The sequence below is a fragment of the Moraxella catarrhalis genome, assembly GCF_001656295.1.
GTDB lineage: Bacteria > Pseudomonadota > Gammaproteobacteria > Pseudomonadales > Moraxellaceae > Moraxella > Moraxella veridica.
The window spans coordinates 48,034-66,178 of sequence record NZ_LXHE01000007.1 but is presented as its reverse complement, the minus strand read 5'-3'; the positions used below and the strand labels follow the sequence as shown (position 1 = coordinate 66,178).

Annotated in this window: 17 protein-coding genes and 1 pseudogene; 16 read left to right on the top strand and 2 right to left on the bottom strand. The window is 43.5% G+C overall.

The window, feature by feature from the left end; all coding sequences use genetic code 11:
* Window positions 1-154: 154 nt before the first annotated feature.
* From AO382_RS04070 to dusA, 4 genes and pseudogenes are all read left to right on the top strand, one after another.
* A pseudogene (locus AO382_RS04070) lies at window positions 155-2,334 on the top strand (transferrin-binding protein-like solute binding protein).
* Window positions 2,335-2,661: 327 nt separating this feature from the next.
* Entirely contained in the window at window positions 2,662-4,311 is a 1,650-nt protein-coding gene (locus AO382_RS04065) for a mechanosensitive ion channel family protein (protein WP_064618481.1), read from the top strand.
* Between the two features lie 69 nt (window positions 4,312-4,380).
* Complete coding sequence (locus tag AO382_RS04060; RefSeq protein WP_064618411.1) at window positions 4,381-5,193, top strand: TatD family hydrolase; 813 nt, start codon at window positions 4,381-4,383, stop codon at window positions 5,191-5,193.
* Complete coding sequence (gene dusA, locus AO382_RS04055) at window positions 5,190-6,152, top strand: tRNA dihydrouridine(20/20a) synthase DusA (RefSeq protein WP_064618409.1); 963 nt, start codon at window positions 5,190-5,192, stop codon at window positions 6,150-6,152. Before AO382_RS04060 ends, dusA begins: the two co-directional genes overlap by 4 nt.
* Window positions 6,153-6,191: 39 nt before the next feature.
* On the opposite strand, the gene AO382_RS04050 is transcribed toward dusA, so the two are convergent.
* Window positions 6,192-6,959 carry a CPBP family intramembrane glutamic endopeptidase gene (locus tag AO382_RS04050; RefSeq protein ID WP_064618407.1) on the bottom strand — a complete coding sequence of 256 codons (768 nt, stop codon included), beginning with the start codon at window positions 6,957-6,959 and terminating at the stop codon, window positions 6,192-6,194.
* Window positions 6,960-6,962: 3 nt separating this feature from the next.
* Window positions 6,963-7,853 carry an alpha/beta fold hydrolase gene (locus AO382_RS04045; protein WP_064618405.1) on the bottom strand — a complete coding sequence of 297 codons (891 nt, stop codon included), beginning with the start codon at window positions 7,851-7,853 and terminating at the stop codon, window positions 6,963-6,965.
* A gap of 259 nt (window positions 7,854-8,112) precedes the next feature.
* On the opposite strand from AO382_RS04045, the gene glmM reads away from it, so the two are divergent.
* The 12 genes from glmM (at window position 8,113) to nuoE (ending at window position 18,142) form a co-directional block, all read left to right on the top strand.
* Entirely contained in the window at window positions 8,113-9,468 is a 1,356-nt protein-coding gene (glmM, locus tag AO382_RS04040; protein WP_064618403.1) for a phosphoglucosamine mutase, read from the top strand.
* A 54-nt stretch (window positions 9,469-9,522) separates the two neighbouring features.
* Window positions 9,523-10,158: a pyridoxamine 5'-phosphate oxidase gene (gene pdxH, locus AO382_RS04035; RefSeq protein WP_064618401.1), complete on the top strand. Its 636-nt coding sequence runs from the start codon at window positions 9,523-9,525 to the stop codon at window positions 10,156-10,158.
* Window positions 10,159-10,504: 346 nt separating this feature from the next.
* A complete protein-coding gene (gene lolA, locus AO382_RS04030; RefSeq protein ID WP_064618399.1) occupies window positions 10,505-11,173 on the top strand; it encodes an outer membrane lipoprotein chaperone LolA in 669 nt (222 codons plus the stop codon).
* An 81-nt stretch (window positions 11,174-11,254) separates the two neighbouring features.
* A complete protein-coding gene (locus AO382_RS04025; protein ID WP_064618397.1) occupies window positions 11,255-11,935 on the top strand; it encodes a DUF305 domain-containing protein in 681 nt (226 codons plus the stop codon).
* Window positions 11,936-12,073: 138 nt separating this feature from the next.
* Window positions 12,074-12,286, top strand: coding sequence for a heavy-metal-associated domain-containing protein (locus tag AO382_RS04020; protein WP_064618395.1), 213 nt, complete (start codon window positions 12,074-12,076; stop codon window positions 12,284-12,286).
* A gap of 179 nt (window positions 12,287-12,465) precedes the next feature.
* Window positions 12,466-13,059 (top strand): NADH-quinone oxidoreductase subunit A, encoded by a 594-nt coding sequence (gene ndhC / locus AO382_RS04015; RefSeq protein ID WP_064618393.1) that lies wholly within the window; start codon window positions 12,466-12,468, stop codon window positions 13,057-13,059.
* Between the two features lie 65 nt (window positions 13,060-13,124).
* Window positions 13,125-13,283, top strand: a complete 159-nt coding sequence (locus AO382_RS10795; RefSeq protein ID WP_162270573.1) for a hypothetical protein — start codon at window positions 13,125-13,127, stop codon at window positions 13,281-13,283.
* Window positions 13,284-13,412: 129 nt separating this feature from the next.
* Window positions 13,413-14,081, top strand: coding sequence for a NuoB/complex I 20 kDa subunit family protein (locus AO382_RS04010; RefSeq protein ID WP_064608578.1), 669 nt, complete (start codon window positions 13,413-13,415; stop codon window positions 14,079-14,081).
* A 44-nt stretch (window positions 14,082-14,125) separates the two neighbouring features.
* Window positions 14,126-14,521 carry a GFA family protein gene (locus AO382_RS04005; protein ID WP_064618390.1) on the top strand — a complete coding sequence of 132 codons (396 nt, stop codon included), beginning with the start codon at window positions 14,126-14,128 and terminating at the stop codon, window positions 14,519-14,521.
* A gap of 114 nt (window positions 14,522-14,635) precedes the next feature.
* Window positions 14,636-15,418 (top strand): PhzF family phenazine biosynthesis protein, encoded by a 783-nt coding sequence (locus AO382_RS04000; RefSeq protein ID WP_181878872.1) that lies wholly within the window; start codon window positions 14,636-14,638, stop codon window positions 15,416-15,418.
* A gap of 84 nt (window positions 15,419-15,502) precedes the next feature.
* A complete protein-coding gene (nuoC, locus tag AO382_RS03995; protein WP_064618389.1) occupies window positions 15,503-17,251 on the top strand; it encodes an NADH-quinone oxidoreductase subunit C/D in 1,749 nt (582 codons plus the stop codon).
* A gap of 381 nt (window positions 17,252-17,632) precedes the next feature.
* Entirely contained in the window at window positions 17,633-18,142 is a 510-nt protein-coding gene (gene nuoE, locus AO382_RS03990) for an NADH-quinone oxidoreductase subunit NuoE (protein WP_064618387.1), read from the top strand.
* Window positions 18,143-18,145 lie beyond the last annotated feature (3 nt).

Sequence of the window (18,145 nt, the reverse complement as noted above, 5' to 3'; positions counted from 1 at the left end):
ATTTATCAATGTAAATTTGCCGTATTTTGTCCATCACAAACGCATTTATCATAAATGCCCAAACAAATACGCCAAATGCACATTGTCAGCATGCCAAAATAGGCATTAACAGACTTTTTTAGATAATACCATCAACCCATCAGAGGATTATTTTATGAAGCACATTCCTTTAACCACACTGTGTGTGGCAATCTCTGCCGTCTTATTAACCGCTTGTGGTAGCAGCAGTGGTGGTTCAAATCCACCTGCCCCTACGCCCATCCCAAATGCAGGCAATGCAGGTAATGCTGGCGGTGCAGGTAATGCTGGTAGCGGTACTGGCGGTGCAAGCAGCACTGATAATACAGCCAATGCAGGCAATACAGGCGGTGCAAGCTCTGGTGCAGGCAGTGCCAGCACACCAGAACCAAAATATCAAGATGTGCCAACTGATAAAAATGAAAAAGCTGAAGTTTTAGGCATTCAAGAACCTGCCATGGGTTATGGCATGGCTTTGAGTAAAATTAATCTATACGACCCACAAAACACGCCATTGAATGAAAATAATATCATTACCTTAGACGGTAAAAAACAAGTTGCAGAAGGTAAAAAATCGCCATTGCCATTTTCGTTAGATGTAGAAAATAAATTGCTTGATGGCTATATGGCAAAAATGGATGGAGCGGATAAAAATGCCATCGGTGACAGAATTAAGAGAGATAATAAAGAAATCTCCAATGAAGAACTTGCCAAACAAATCAAAGAAGATGTGCGTAAAAGCCCTGAATTTCAGCAAGTATTATCATCGATGAAAGCAAAAACTTTCCATTCAAATGACGAAACAACCAAAGCAACCACACGAGATTTAAAATATGTTGATTATGGTTACTACTTGGTGAATGATGCCAATTATCTAACCGTCAAAAAAACAGATGAACCAAAACTTTGGAATTCAGGTCCTGTGGGCGGTGTGTTTTATAATGGCACAACGACCGCCAAAGAGCTGCCCACACAAGATGCGGTTAAATATAAAGGACATTGGGACTTTATGACCGATGTTGCCAAACAAAGAAACCGATTTAGCGAAGTGAAAGAAACTTATCAAGCAGGCTGGTGGTATGGAGCATCTTCAAAAGATGAATACAACCGCTTATTAACTAAAGAAGACTCTGCCCCTGATGGTCATAGCGGTGAATATGGTCATAGCAGTGAATTTACGGTAGATTTTAGTAAAAAGAGCCTAACAGGTGAGCTGTTTAGTAACCTACAAGACAGCCATAAGAGCAAGGTTACGAAAACCAAACGCTACGATATTAAGGCTGATATCCACGGCAACCGTTTCCGTGGCAGTGCCACCGCAAGCAATAAAGATGACACAAGCAAACACCCCTTTACCAGTGTGCCAATGATAGGCTAGAAGGTGGTTTTTATGGACCAAAAGGCGAGGAGCTGGCAGGTAAATTCTTAACCAATGACAACAAACTCTTTGGTGTCTTTGGTGCTAAACAAGAGGGCGAAGCCAAACCAACCGAAGCCATCTTAGATGCCTACGCACTTGGAACATTTAATAAATCTGGTACGACCAACCCCGCCTTTACCGCCAATAGTAAAAAAGAACTGGATAACTTTGGCAATATTAATAAATTGGTCTTGGGTTCTACTGTGATAGACCTTACTCAAGGTAATGATTTTGTAAAAACCATTGATAAAGAAAAGCCAGCCACCACCACCAATCAAGCAGGCGAGACTTTGATGGTGAATGATAAGGTTCAGGTACAATTTTGTTGTAGCAATCTTGAGCATCTCAAATTTGGCTCACTGAGTATTGGTGATAGTAATAGCGTCTTTTTACAAGGCGAACGCACCGCTACCAAAGGTGATAAAGCCATGCCAGTTGAAGGAAATGCTAAATATCGTGGTACATGGGCAGGCTATGTTACGGGCTCTAGCAATACCAGCAAAGGCTATGAAGCCCAACAATTTGCTGATAATGCCAACCGTGCCGAGTTTGATGTAGACTTTGCTAAAAAAAGCCTGACTGGTAAGCTTATTCCAAATACAAGCAGTGATGGCAAATCCGCTTTTGATATTACCGCTACGATTAATGGCAATGGTTTTAGTGGTAAAGCCAATACACCAGATATTAAAACAGGTGGGTTAAAGCTTGACAGTAAGAACAGTGAAAGCGGTCGGGTAATTGTTAAAGATGCTGTAGTTACAGGTGGATTTTATGGTCCACAGGCTAATGAACTTGGTGGCTCATTTACCTATAAGAGCAATGATGTTGGAAGTCAAGACAAAGACAGTAGTGCATCTGTGGTTTTTGGTGCAAGAAAACAAGAAGTTAAGCAGTAATTTAAACACAATGTTTGGTTTGGCTGATGGGGTGGATACTTAATCAAATATGAATGATTAAGATGATACGCCCAAGCCATGCCAATGATTGATAGCAACGATGGCAGATGATGAGTTTTCATTATCTGCCATTATTATTGCTTAGTTATTGCTTGCCATTTGGTAGTATTGTAATATTAATTATTAAAATTAAAATAATAAATGATTAAATGATATTTAATGAAAATTAGGTTTATTTTTGGTCATGGTTTTTCATGACTATTTAAATTATAATGCTTTATGATTAGTAAAAATCTAAGTCTGTCAATGAAGCTATGGTGAGTGATTGTGCAAAAGATGGCTAAAAAAATCGGTATGGTGCTGTCAGGCATGGTGATGGTTCTGTTAATGGTAATAATACCAACGCCAAGCCATGCCACGACTGCCAAGCTATTATCAAACACTCAAGAAAAATCCGCCGAGATTCCCGTGGACAGCTTCGGGCGTGAAACGCCACGAGGGGCGGTGCAGGGGCTTTTGCGAGCGATCGCGTCAGAAGACTACGAGCTTGCCGCCAACTATTTGGACGGACGATATTTGGCAAGCACCAAAACGCCCAACTATGAAGTTGTTGAGCATTTGGTGATCGCACTGGATGCAGGCGGTAAGCTGTATCAAGACCTGCAAATTAGTGGCGTCAGCGAGGGCGATCTGTCTGATAACCTGCCAAGCGATATTGATAAAGTCGGCGAGCTTCGGCTGATGAACGACAATATCGATATTTTGCTCAATCGGCGTGTAAGCGAGGATGGCATGGTGTTTTGGCAAGTGTCATCGCAGACTTTGGCGGCATTACCCGAAAAGACCATCCACGCCCAAACCCTGTCAGAGCGGCTCAAATTATCGCAGCCAGGCACGCATAGCCAAACCAAGCATTGGCTTGAATTGGTGTCTCTTGGCATCTTGGTGATTGGGCTATATTTGGCGATCAATTTGGTGGTGTGGGTGCTGTATTGGGTGAGTAAGTGGCTGTACACCACACTCACCAAAAAACCTTTTCGCATTATGCCCAGTGTGATTATGCCGTTGTCTTTGGTGGTTTTATCGTTAATCTTACCGATAATTATGATTAGTGTTGGCGTGCCTTTGACATTGCGAAGTTCATTTGGTCGGATTAAGGATATTGTCGCTTGGGGTGCGACTGCTTGGCTGATGCTTCGTCTGCTTGACAGCGTATTTCGCCGTGCTGAGGCAAATTCATTAAAACGAGGTCGACCTGAACAGGTTTCTATTTTAAACCTACTCAGAAAAATTGCCAAAGCCTTGATGATTATTTTGGCAGTGATTTTAATTTTTGGCAATCTTGGATTTGATTTGACCACAGGGATTGCAGCCCTAGGTGTCGGCGGTCTGGCACTGGCTTTTGGTGCTCAAAAAACGCTTGAAAATCTCATCGGTTCGGTTGTGGTGGTTGCCGACCGCCCTGTGTATGTGGGGGATTATTGTAAATTTGGTACTTATGAAGGTACGGTGATTGATATTGGTATTCGCTCAACTCGTATCCGCACCCTAAACCGAACAGTTGTGACTGTGCCAAATGGTGAATTTTCATCGCTACAGATTGAAAACTTTACTGCAAGGGATATGTTTTATTTTTTGCATGATTTATTCATCAAGCGTACCGCTGATTTAGCAGAAATTGAGCGAATGATAACCAATTTACAAGAATTTTTGGCAACGCATCGGCTGACCAACCATGAATGGAATCAAGTTTGGATTAAGCAGTTGCGTCAAGAGTGTTATGTGATTGAGATGCGTGCTTATATTGATGCTGATGGTGCTCAAGATTTTTATGCCAAACAATCGGTACTGATTTTGGAGATATTAAAATTTTTAGAAAGTTATCATATTGAACATGCTTTACCATCACAATCCATTACGGTACATCAAAATCATGACCAAAAAACCCCAAAGCATGAAAAAAATCCCGAGACATGATAAAATACGCCCCAATTTACATCACTTAGGTTACCAAAGTGATTAACCAATACTTATCAAGGGCAAATCATGTATACAGACAGTCATGCACATTTGACTTATCTAAAGCTTGACCATTATGATAACAGACCTGAAAATCTGCTCAAAGCCATGTACCAAGCAGGCGTGAGGCGTACCATGGCAATCATGTGCCAGTTGTCTGAATATGATGATATTCACGCTTGGGTGGATCGCTCATCGGCTCAGATGATGCCTGATATTGGCATGAGTGTGGGGATTCATCCTTGTCAAGATGAAGGTATGCTGGCTGGCATCACTGCTGATGCGCTGCTGTCGCTTGATGATGAAAAAGTTTGGGCATTTGGTGAGACGGGGCTTGATTACTATTGGGATAGCGATAAACAATCTGCCCAAAAACACAGTTTTGCTGCGCATATCCACGCTGGTAAAATCGCCAAAAAACCCATCATCGTGCACACGCGCAGTGCCTATGATGATACACTTGATGTACTGACAGCTGAGCGCTGCGAGCATGGGATTATCCACTGCTTTACCGAAGATTATGCCTTTGCTAAGCGCGCCTTGGACATGGGGCTGTATATTTCGCTGTCTGGGATTGTCAGTTTTAATAAATCACAAGCGCTCAGAGATGTCGCCGCTAAGCTGCCTTTAGATAGGGTGCTGATTGAGACGGATAGCCCATATTTGGCACCTGTACCGAAGCGCGGACGAGATAATGAGCCGACTTTTGTGCCTTATGTGGCTGAAGCCTTATCCAAAGTTTATCAAAAACCTGCCGAAGAGATTGGTCGAATTACAAGCGCTAATTTTGTGAATTTGGTCAATCAATACAAAACCATTATCCAATCATTTAGCTTATGATGACCAATAAACGCATCAGCCTTGCCCCAATGATTGATTATACCACCATGGATTTTCGGGCATTTGCCAGGCTTTTTAATCCTTATATACATCTGTACACCGAAATGATCAGTACAAGCGCGATCTTAAAAGGTGATGCCGCTCATGTGCTTAGATGCCATGGCAGTGAAAACCCTGTGGTCTTGCAGCTGGGCGGCTCAAATCCTGACGAGATGGCAAAAGCGGTGGCTGTCGCTGAGCAAATCGGCGCTTATGATGAATATAATATCAATGTCGGCTGCCCTTCGGATAGGGTTCAGCATAATAAAATTGGCGCCTGCCTGATGGCAGAACCGAAGACGGTGGCTGACATGGTGCGCGCCATGAAAAATCACACGGATAAGCCTGTCACTGTCAAACATCGTATCGGTATCGATCATTTTGACAGTTATGAGTTTATGTGCGATTTTGTAGAGACCGTGGCTGAAGCAGGCTGCACTCATTTTATTGCTCATGCGCGCATCGCTTGGCTACAAGGGCTTTCTCCCAAACAAAACCGCGAAATCCCACCCCTGAGATACGAAGACGTATATCGGCTCAAGCAAGATTTTCCTGAGCTGATCATTGAGATTAATGGCGGTATTGATCATTTGGCTGCCATTCGCGAGCATTTGACGCAGGTTGATGGCGTGATGGTGGGGCGCGCGTTTTATCATAATCCGTATCTGATGGCAGAATGTCATCACCTGTGGGGCAGTCAGCCGCCAAGTCGCCGTCAGGTTTTCGAAAATCTTATGGCATATCTCAAGCAGCGCGCTGATGAAGGTGCAAATCTTGCGACGTTGACGCGTCATTATTTGGGGTTGTTTCAAGGATTGAGCGGCGCGCGGCGCTGGCGTCAGGACTTAAGCGGTAAATCTTCGCTCACGCTTGATGAGATTTATCAGGCAGGTGAGCGAGTTTTGTCCCAAAATGATTAATAATAGTATCAATCCATAATTTAAACTATCAAAAATCCGCTAAGTAAAAATCATCAATAGCAGCACCAAGCTGTTATTGACGCTGTGCAGTAACATGGGGGCAAAAACTGACTGAGTGCGGATGCGCGCGTAGCATAAAGCCAGCGAAATTGCCACCATCATGATCAGATCGATATAGTTATATTGAAAATGTAATATCGAAAAAATACCACTGGATAATAGACTGATGGCGATTTGAATGGATTGCGGATGCGTGAATAAGGGGCTAAAAATATCTTCGCCCAAGCGCCAAAATAGACCGCGGCAAATGAGCTCTTCATAGACAGGTGCGCAGATGAGCACAAGCAGCGCAAATAGCCACATCGGCGTGCTTTGATCCACCAGCTGCGCTGCGTCCATTGATGGAGCAGGCTTGAGCCAATCGCTCAGCTGTGCGACCACCCAGCTTGATAATGCGATGCTTGCCATGAGTACTGCAAGTGCCCCCAAAAATGACCTGAGACGCATCGGCTCAAAGCCAAAATAATGCCACCAAAGTTTGACAGCTTGAGTTTGGTCATTGGTCAATTGCCTGATGCGCAAGTATTGCCAAATCAAAATCAGCCATGCCAACGACACCGCCGTCAGCACCAGTGACATGATGGTCAAGGTATTGTCAGCGGTAAAAGACGCCACCGACGAATCGGCAATCATTTTGAGTAAAAAATACCACCCATTTTGAAAAACAAAAATACTGCCAACCACAGCAACGATCAAAAATATGGCTGTGATTGGCGTGTATCTTAGCAGCGGCTGAGAGCTGGGCATGATTTACAGCTGTTCGATGATGGTGTTTAGGATATCTTCGGCGGTCTGCTCAGGGTGCTCAAGTGGAAACATGTGCGAGCCTGCCACATAGCACACAGGAATGTCAAACTTTTTATAAGCATCTTGGTATGAGCCGATTTTGGTGAAATGGCTGTCTTGACCTGCAATCAAAGTCATCGGCTTGGTCGCTGAGATCGATTTTAACCAATACAATGAAGGAATGGTGCGAAAAATCGACACTTCCACAGACTTTGGAATGCTTAGCGTATATTTACCATCAGCGGTCGGCTCAAAGCCGTATTGAATGTAATTATTAAAACTGCGCTCATCAAAAGGGGCAAACAGTGCTTTTTGTCGTAAAGATTGATACGCATCTTCTCGGCTGTCATAGGTATCTTTACGGCGTTTGGATTTATGGGCAGGCGATAATCTGTCAATCAGCCGATAGCGAAATTTGGGGATGCGCCCAATTTGCCGATCAATCAATTTGGCAAGATGATAAGACAGCGCATTACGCGTGGTGATCAAAGATGGATCTAATAAAATCGCTTGACTGATCGGCTTGGGATTGGCAAGTAACGTCTGCATGGTCGTCATCGCACCCACCGAGTGCCCAACTGCCACCAATGTTGGCACGCCATGCTCGCGGCAGGCATCATCGATGCTATCGCCCACTTGGCGCGTCAGACTTTGCCAGTGATTATCGACTGGATAGCTAGGATGTGTGCCTAATTTATCGATTGACACGATGGTAAAGTGTTCGGCAAGTTTATCAAGCATCGGCTGATAAGTCGGCGTAGGGACACCGTTGGCATGCACAAAATGTAGTACAGGTTTGCCAGTTTTTATAGATTTGGGCAATTGATCTAGCTGATTAATATTGGCGATTGTCATATCATTATCCTAAAACAGTTATCAAAAAATGACTCAGTATTCAATGTATAAAGCATACATGACTTTGGGTCAATTTGCTAGCGCTTGTTTTGTGATCTTATTTGTCAAATAGACGATAAATTCACCCAGTTGTCATAATTCATTTTCTTTTTGAATGTGCTATAATTTTATGGATGATGGCTGTATAATTCATCATAAAGACAAGCGGCGCTAAGACTGCGTTAGGTAAGCATATAATACATTGTGATAAGGATTGATGATGAGCTATTTTGGTACAGATGGTATTCGAGGAGAGTTTGGAGTTTTTCCAATTACCCCAGATTTTTTGCTGCGCTTGGGTTTTGGTGCGGGGCGAGTTTTAGTTGAAAAATCACCAAATAAGCGCCCAAGCGTATTGATCGGAAAGGATACGCGTCTGTCAGGCTATGTCATCGAAGCGGCGCTGCAGGCGGGCTTTAATGCGGCGGGCGTTGATGTTTATATGCTTGGACCGTTGCCCACGCCTGCGATTGCGCATTTGGTCAAAAGTTTCCATGCCGACATGGGCGTGGTGATCTCAGCGTCGCATAATCCGTACCAAGATAATGGTGTGAAATTCTTCAGCCATGAAGGCAAAAAAATCTCTGACGATATGCAAAATGCCATCAATGTCGAGCTAGATAACTTGGTCGGAGATACTAATGCCCGCATGGCGCGCCTAGCAGGCATTAAATCAGACGCCATCGGCAAAAATCACCGTGTCGCCGATGCCAAAGGCAGATATATCGAATATTGTAAAGGCAGTTTCCCTTATCATTTTAATTTATCCCATCTAAAAATCGTCGTCGATTGTGCCAATGGCGCAGGCTACAGCGCAGCACCTCGAGTACTCAAAGAGCTTGGCGCACAAGTCATCGCCATTCATAATACCCCTGATGGCGTCAATATCAATGATCATTGTGGCTCAACTCATCCTGAGGTCATTCAGGCAGCAGTGCGTGAGCATGGCGCAGATGTGGGCATCGCATTAGATGGCGATGGCGATCGCATTATCATGACCGATGAGCAAGGCAATATCGTGGATGGGGATGGGATCTTATATATACTTGCCAAGCATCTTAAGCCTGCAGGCGTGGTCGGCACTTTGATGAGTAATGTGGCGCTTGAGCTGGCTTTGGCTGATCAGGGGATAGATTTTCATCGTGCCAAAGTGGGTGATCGCTATGTCATGCAAGACTTAGAAGAGCGGGGTTGGTCTATCGGCGGTGAGCCATCGGGGCATATTTTATGTTTGGATAAAAGCCGTACAGGGGATGCGATTGTGGCAGGCTTACAGGTGCTCAGCTGCATGGCAGAAACAGGCAAGGCGCTCAGCGAATTGATCCAAGGATACACGCCATTTCCCCAAAAGCTGATCAATGTGCGCCTATCTCAAATGAGCGACCCGTATGCCAATGAAGAACTCAAAGCCATCTTCGATGAAGCAGAAAAATCACTTTTGGATCAAGGTCGCTTGCTGATCCGCAAATCAGGCACCGAGCCTGTCATCCGTGTGATGGTTGAGCACCAAGACGAAAGCAGCTGCCAAGCCTTAGCAGAAAAATTAGCCGCAGAAGTCAAGCGCGTCCTGGCTTAATAACTGATTAAATTGTGACGATGTGTCACTTTATTGTATCTTAGGAGACCGATTGTGGATTTGACAGATCATAGACAATCCTACGAAAAATATATTTTGGCTGATGCAGAGCTGCCAAATAACCCTTTTGATTTGTTTCGAGCATGGTTTGATGAAGCGGTCGATGCCAAGCTGCCCGAGCCTTATGCGATGAGCTTGGCAACTTGTGGCGCAGATGGTCGCCCAAGTGTTCGTATTGTGCTGATGCGTGAGCTGACCGATCAAGGCGTGGTGTTTTATACCAATTATGACAGTGCCAAGGGTCAGGATCTTGCCGATAATCCCAATGCTGAAGTACTGTTTTTTTGGCAAGGGCTTGAGCGCCAAGTCCGTTTGGGCGGTCAAATGAAAAAGATTTCTAGCGAAAAATCTGCGGCTTATTTTGCCAAGCGTCCACGCGAAAGCCAGTTGGGTGCTTGGGTGAGTCAGCCCCAAAGTGGCGTGGTGGATAGCCGCCAAACCATGGAAGATAAGTTTGTAGAACTTGATCAGCGTTTTGGCGAATCTGTACCGCACCCAAGCTTTTGGGGTGGGTATGAGATGATCGTTGAGCGCGCTGAGTTTTGGCAGGGGCGTCTTGGGCGTATGCACGATCGCATGACATACACCAAACACGGTGAGTCTTGGGAAATTCAGCGTCTTTTACCATAAGCCAGTTTGATATTTTAGCCTGTCAAAATCACAAATTTTGGCAGGATTTTGCTTAAAATGACAAAATTTTTGCACGAACTTTGAGTAATTTAAATCAATTTTGTCAAAATGATGCCATCAGAATGTCATACTTTGTTACAAATACAGCATTTTTCATGGTTTTGGGCAACTTTTGTGCTCAAATCTGCCAATTTTCCAGTAGGCAGTAACAATCAGGTGCGTTCCTTTGCATTTTTTATGTAGATTGCAACACGGTAATTTGGCAAAATGCATCAAACATTCATGAGCGACTTAAAATTTTAGATCAATGACGCATATTTTGTCATTTAATTTATGAGGGAAAATTATGACGACTTCAACCATCAAAGCCATGGCGATCAAAGCACTTATAGCAGCGGCAACGGTGACGGCTGCCACAGCACCTATGGCACTGGCAACCACCGCTCACGCTGCGGCAGCTTCTCAGCAAACCGCCGCCAAAAATTTAAATAATCAGCTTGTGGGCATTCGCTCAATGACAGCGAATTTTAGCCAAACCACAAAAGCAGGCAATAAGACCACCAATTTTACAGGCTCTATGAGTGTTCAGCGCCAGAACCAGTTCCGCTGGGAAACCAAATCACCAGCCGAGCAGCTGATTGTGGCTAATGGCAGCACCGTGTGGATTTATGATAAAGATTTGCAGCAAGCCACCCGCCAGTCGGTCAGCAATCAAGTGGGCGAAGCTCCAGCGCTGCTGCTGTCAGGCGATCCTAGCCAAATCAGCCAAAACTTTAATGTCAGCCAGCCCAATGCCAATAAAAATTACTTCGTATTGACGCCCAAATCAAGCAGCGCCAATTTTAAAAGCTTGTCTTTGAGCTTTAGTGACGGTCGTCCTGTGATGATGGTGCTTCACGATGCTATCGGTCAGACCACCACCATTCGCTTTAGCAACATTTCTTTGAATAAAAAATTGGCGGCAGCGCAGTTTAATTTTACACCGCCAAACGGTGTCGATGTCATCAGCCAGTAATCTGTGTGACCATGAGCATCAGGCACTTGCGATGCGCCTGATGCTCATAGCGATCTTGGATCGGCGGTGAGGTGTATCACTATGATCAATCAGCGATCAAAATGTAAGCAGACTGTGATCAAAGCTGTGCAGTATCTATTCATTAGCTCTGTGATGGCAGGTGGTCTCGCTGGCTGTAGCCAAACTGATGAGTCATCTGGTGCCATCAAGCAGCCGCAGCCCACAAAATTTAGCGATGACTACCACCAAAGCTATGTTCAAATCATCCAAGAGTTAGGGCAGACCATCCAAAACCAAAGCCTTAGTACGGACATTAACCATCAATTTGTCAGCACCATGCTCAATCATCAGCAAGCTGTCGTCATGATGGCGTATGTTCAGCTTAAATTTGGGTCAGATGAGCAAGCGCTAAATATCGCTCAGCGCAGCATAGACATACAACAAGCACAAATGGCATGGATGAGGCAGTGGCTTGCTAATGATGCGCTAACACATGAGCGGACTGAGCAGTCACCACATTTGGCTTTTAATGGCTATGAATCTTATTATACCCAAACGCTGATAACAGCCGCCAACTCCCAAACGGCGGATAAAGCGTTTATTCATCTGATGCAGATGCATCAGCTACAAGCCATTCATATGGCTGAGCAAGCGCTCGAGATGGGGCTAGATGCAGAAGTCGCCGTCTTGGCAGAAGATATTATCATCACTCAAACTACCGAATTAAAAGCCCTGCAAAATTGGCTGCATGATGCTGACTGAATTTTATAAGACTGAAATTTTTAAACTCAAGCGAAAAAATAGACGCTTGGGTTTTTATTTTGCTTAAGGCTTATATGACAACTATATGACAACTGTGTTATACTCTGATGACTTTTTAGTACAGGATAAGGATGCGTTATGAAAAAAATTGAGATTAAGATCGAGGGTATGACTTGTAGCGGCTGTGTCAGCAGCGTCCAAAAAGCTTTGCAAGCGGTGGCTGGCGTGGAGGCGATCTCTGTTAGCCTTGAAGATGGCTTGGCAGTGGTGGCATTTGATGAGTCAGCCTGTGATGCCGAAGCGATCATTGAGGCGATCGAAGAGGCGGGTTTTGACGCGCAGGCGGTTTAGTCCAATCACGCTACTTTAGAATGTTTGGATGAATTTTTTACATAGTACTTGCTAACAAAATCATACCATAATAATTTGAAATAATTTCTTGGGATAAATTCATTGCTAAAATGATGTAATTTTGTAAAGTGTGTTATAATACCACCATTTTACAAAATTGAGATCACATAGAGGTGATTATGTTAGCCAATTGGTCAGCGATTGCATTTTTGCTAGCCGCCGTAGGTCTGGTTGTTTTTATGTTGGTAGTGCCACGTCTTCTTGGCGGGCGTTCATCAGGGTCTCAAAAGCAAGAAACCTTTGAAGCAGGGGTGGTGTCTGCTGGTTCGGCGCGCATTCGCTTATCTGCTAAATTCTATTTGGTCGCCATTTTCTTTGTCATTTTTGATTTAGAAGCATTGTTTTTATATGCTTATGCAGTCAGTGTGCGCGAAGTGAATTGGTATGGATTTACCGCGGCGGCGATCTTCATTGCCATTTTGTTTGTCGGTCTGATCTATGAGCTGCGTTTGGGTGCGATGAACTGGGCGCCTGCCGATAAACGCATTAAGAAAAAACGCATCCTAAGCCGTCCCGCCGACTTTGATTTGACCGCCATTACCGCTTTTCATGGCATTGATGAACTGCACACCGACCCCACAGGAAAAGTCCCTGCCCAATCTTCAGGACGCATCAATGTTTCTAATGACATTGAAAAAAACAAAGCACATATGGCAAACATTGACCACATTAATACCACAGGTCGGGTAACCACCCAAGATTTTAATTCATAATAGCACCGCCAATTGATTGACAGTGTTTGTTGGTATGGGTGATTTTTAAGTGATAAGGAAGGCTTATGATAATAAAAGGGTATAAAATTGATTGGACATTTGCCATGCTTGCCATGAGTTTTGTGATGGCAGCGATTGTTTCTGATAATTTTGCATTCATGGGTGGGGTGATTATTTGTTTGATTTTTGGTATCAAGAAAATAAAAAACAATTCTGATCATTAAGACAGTGGAGCAGATGGCGATGATAAATCAAAAGTTAAAATCTGATTTGCAACCCTAAAACAGTCATTTGGATAAATCCAAAACCAAATCTAAAATAACGCCAGTTTATTAACCAGCAAGATTAAGACGATGAAATATACTCTCACCAAACCAAACCAAAATACCAAGCAATACCCACAACAAAGCCGTGAAATCATTGATGATATCACCCAAGCCGAGGTGGATAAAAATGTTTTTTTGGGCAGATTGTCCGATTTGACACACAATCTTGCTAACTGGGGTCGCAAAAACTCCTTATGGCCCTTTAACTTTGGCACAAGCTGTTGTTATGTGGAGTACGCCACGACCTTGACAGGCGTGCATGATTTGTCTCGTTTTGGGGCGGAGGTCATTCGTGCCTCCCCTCGCCAAGCTGATGTGATGATTGTGGCGGGGACTTGTTTTGTCAAGATGGCACCTGTCATACTGCGATTGTATGAGCAAATGCTAGAACCCAAATGGGTCATTTCCATGGGGGCGTGTGCTAACTCAGGCGGCATGTATGACATTTATTCAGTTGTACAAGGCGTGGATAAAATCTTACCTGTGGACGTGTATATTCCTGGTTGTCCGCCACGCCCCGAGGCTCTGATTCAGGCATTAATGCTCCTACAAAACTCAATCCAAGAGGAACGCCGTCCGCTGGGCATTCATCTTGACCAAAACATCTATCAGCCTATTATGACTCCTGAACGGGATAGAAAAAATGATGAGCGGATTGCGGTTAAAAATCTTAGAAGTCAAGATGATGCGTTTTAAATCATAATTTTAAACATTAACTGTTAATCCAAAAAGGAAAATCCATGAAAGCTCAATGTTTATGTAAAGCCGTTACCATTGAAACAGCGGACAATCAAGAAATTCACGCTTGCCATTGCAATAACTGCCGTAAATGGGGCGGTTCGGCAGGTTTTACGGTAATGGTGCAGAGCATAAAAACCAATGATACCGACCACATCAGCACTTATCAGAGTGCTGAATGGGGTGAGCGAGCATTTTGCAAAACTTGTGGCAGTCATCTGTATTTTCATCAGTTTGGCACGGATAATTATTATGTTTCGGCAGGATTGTTTGATGAGGTGGATTTTAAATTGAAATCACAAATCTTTATTGATAAAAAAGCGGGCTATTATGAGCTTGCTAATAACACGCCAAAATTAACAGAAGCTGAATTTATTGCCATGGTAACAGGCGAGTAATAGAGTTATTTAAAGTCGTAAAAATTCATATTGTCTATGCGTTGGTAGATAATAAAATGAAGCAGTTTAGGCAAGTGTGATAAACGACATTTGTATTTAATTTAAGGCATAAAAATGACACAATCCATTCGTCAATTTACCATTGACGCATTTACCAATGAGGTATTTAAAGGTAATCCTGCCAGCGTTTGTCTTTTGGATAAATGGCTTGATGATGTATTGTTAAATATTGCCAAAGAAAATAATTTATCCGAAACCGCTTTTGTTGCGTCAAAAAATGATGAATTTGAGTTACGTTGGTTTACCCCAAAAGTAGAAGTGAGCTTGTGCGGACACGCCACATTGGCAACGGCTTTCGCCTTGTATACTGCCTTAGAAAATTGCCCAGAAGTTTTAAAATTTCACACGATGAGCGGATTATTAATCGTACAAAAAATTGGCGATAAACTATTTATGGATTTACCTATTTTTGAATTAAAAAAAGTGGATAATGTCGCTAAAATTGGTGAGATTTTGGGCGTAATGCCAAAAGAAGTCTATTTAGGGCGTGATTTATTGTGTGTGTTTGATGATGAAAATATAGTCAAAAACTATGAAGTCAATGATGAAAAAATCGCTCAATTAGACGGCGTGTTATGTCATTTTACCACAAAGGGGGCAGAGTTTGACTGCGTATCTCGCTCATTTGGAGCAAAAATTGGCATTAGTGAAGACCCTGTTTGTGGTTCGGCTCATTGCCATATTTTCCCTTATTGGTCAGATAAGATTGGTAAAGATGAGTTGATTGGTTTTCAGGCAAGTGAACGCACGGGCATTTTGTATGGCAGGATGACAGGCGATAGATTATTGCTTGGCGGTCAAGCGGTATTATTTGCCAAATCCGAAATTTATGTTTAAGCAATTAAACCACATTTAAATAAATAAAAATGGGCAACCGCCCAAACCCAAACAGCAAGCAGTTGCAAGCCAAAGTTGGAAATTATGAGCATTCACCACATTCACGATTTTGACATTTTAAACGAGCTAAACGCTAAGTTTACAAATCTTGTTATCCAAGAAACGGCAGACGGCATTCCGACCGTTTGGGTAGATAAAAGGGCGGTGCTTGATGTTTTGCTGTTTTTACGCACATTGCCCAAGCCCTTTGTCATGCTTGTGGATTTGTCCGCCATTGATGAGCGTTTGCGTCAGTACCGCCATGGCTTGCCTGACAGTGATTTTACGGTGTTTTATCATCTGATGAGCTTGGAGCGAAATTCAGACATTCGCATTAAGGTTGCTTTAAAAGAAGGTGAGCATGTCCCATCTGCGACCAAGATTTATCCCAATGCCAACTGGTATGAGCGAGAAGTGTGGGACATGTTTGGGGTGGTGTTTGATGGGCATCCGCATCTGACACGCATTTTATTGCCCAAATATTGGGAGGGACACCCATTACGCAAAGAATATCACGCACGAGCCACCGAATTTACGCCCTATTTTTTAAACACCGCCAAACAAGAGTTTGAGCAAGAGAACTTACGCTTTGTGCCAGAAGAGTGGGGCATGAAACGCTCTGGGCGTGATGAGGATTTTATGTTTTTAAACATTGGACCTAACCACCCGTCCGCACACGGGGCGTTTCGTTTGGTGTTGCAGCTTGATGGTGAGGAGATTGTGGATTGTATCCCTGACATTGGCTATCATCACCGTGGGGCGGAGAAGATGGCGGAGCGTCAGACTTGGCATTCGTTCATTCCTTATACCGACCGCATTGATTATTTGGGTGGGGTGATGAATGAGTTGCCTTATATCATGGCGGTGGAGAAACTGGCAGGCATTAGCACCCCTGAGCGTGCCAATGTTATTCGCATCATGATGAGTGAGTTTTTTAGGATTACCAATAACCTGCTTTATTGGGGTACATTTATCCAAGACGCTGGTGGCATGACCCCTGTGTTTTATATGTTTGCTGACCGTCAAAAGGCGTATGATGTCATAGAAGCGGTAACAGGCTATCGCATGCACCCTGCGTGGTTTCGGATAGGCGGTACGGCACATGATTTACCCAATGGCTGGGATAGGCTTGTGCGTGAGTTTTTGGACTGGATGCCAAAACGGATAGATGAATATGTCAAGGCAACCATGACCAATAGCGTGCTAAAAGGACGCACGCAAAATGTCGCCCAATATGATGCCAAACATGCTCTGGCGTGGGGCGTAACAGGGGCAGGACTGCGAGCGACGGGCATTGACTTTGATTTACGTAAGGCTCGTCCATATTTGGGTTATGAAAACTTTGACTTTGAGATTCCCGTGTTTTATAACGGCGATGCTTATGACCGCTGTTTGGTGAAGATAGAAGAGATTCGCCAAAGTTTGCGTATCATTGAGCAGTGTCTAAATAATATGCCAAGCGGAGCCCATAAAGCAGAGCATCCCTTGGCCGTGCCACCGCCAAAAGAGCGTACCTTACAAGACATCGAAACGCTCATCAACCACTTTGTTTCTGTGTCGTGGGGGCCTGTCATGCCAGCAGGGGAGTCGGCGTGTATGGTAGAAGGCGTCAAGGGGCTAAACAGCTACTATGTCACTTCTGATAACTCAACCATGAGCTATCGTACACGTATCCGCACGCCGACTTTTGCTCATTTGCAGCAGATGCCTAGCGTGATTAACGGCTCGTTGGTGTCCGATGCGATTATTTATTTGGCGAGTATTGATATTGTCATGGCAGATTGTGATAGGTAGATATATGAGAAAGGCTCTATTTAAATTTTTTGGAATAACTTTCTTAATTTCAGTATGTTTGTTAGGTGTTGTTGTTACTGAATTTAATTATGTGGGTGTTTATATTCAGTACACTTTAATTCCTTTAACGCTTATATCAGGTGTAATGACTTGGCTTTTTTTAAAAAAGAATATTTAGATGATTTTTAATTAAAATACCTGACTCTCAACTCTTTTTTCTAAAGTCTTGTAAATACTAGACTTACAGCTTTTAGTTAAAAAGGTATTAAATTTTAAGCCTTTTAAAATCAATATGTTACAAAGCGTTGAGAGTGGGGTTAAGTTTTATTTTTTAAAAAAATTTATAAAGCACTAATTTACCAAAATTAACATGGTACGAAAATGAAAATCCTAACTGATAAAGCCCCAACGGTTGATATTTATAGTATTTTGCTTGCTGAAGAAATTGACGGCATTCATCATCACATTCATCATTATCCACAGCCACGTGCAGCGGTGCTTGATGCCCTAAAACTGGTGCAAAAACGCCATGGCTGGGTCAATGATGCCCAAGTGGCCGCCATTGCCAATATGCTTGGTATCAGTGTGGCAGATGTTGAGGGGGTGGCGACATTTTTTAATCGCATTTATCGCAGCCCAGTGGGTCGCCATGTGATTTTGATTTGTGATTCGATCGCTTGTTACTTGACGGGTTATGAGGCTTTGTCGGACGAATTTAAACGCACCTTGGGTATTGAGTTTGGGCAGACAACCCCTGATGGCAGATTTACCTTGCTGCCGATCTGCTGCTTGGGTAATTGCGATAAAGGCACCAGTATTTTGATTGATGAAGATACTTATGGGTCGGTCACACCACAGGATGTGCCATTGTTATTGGAGCAATATCTATGACAA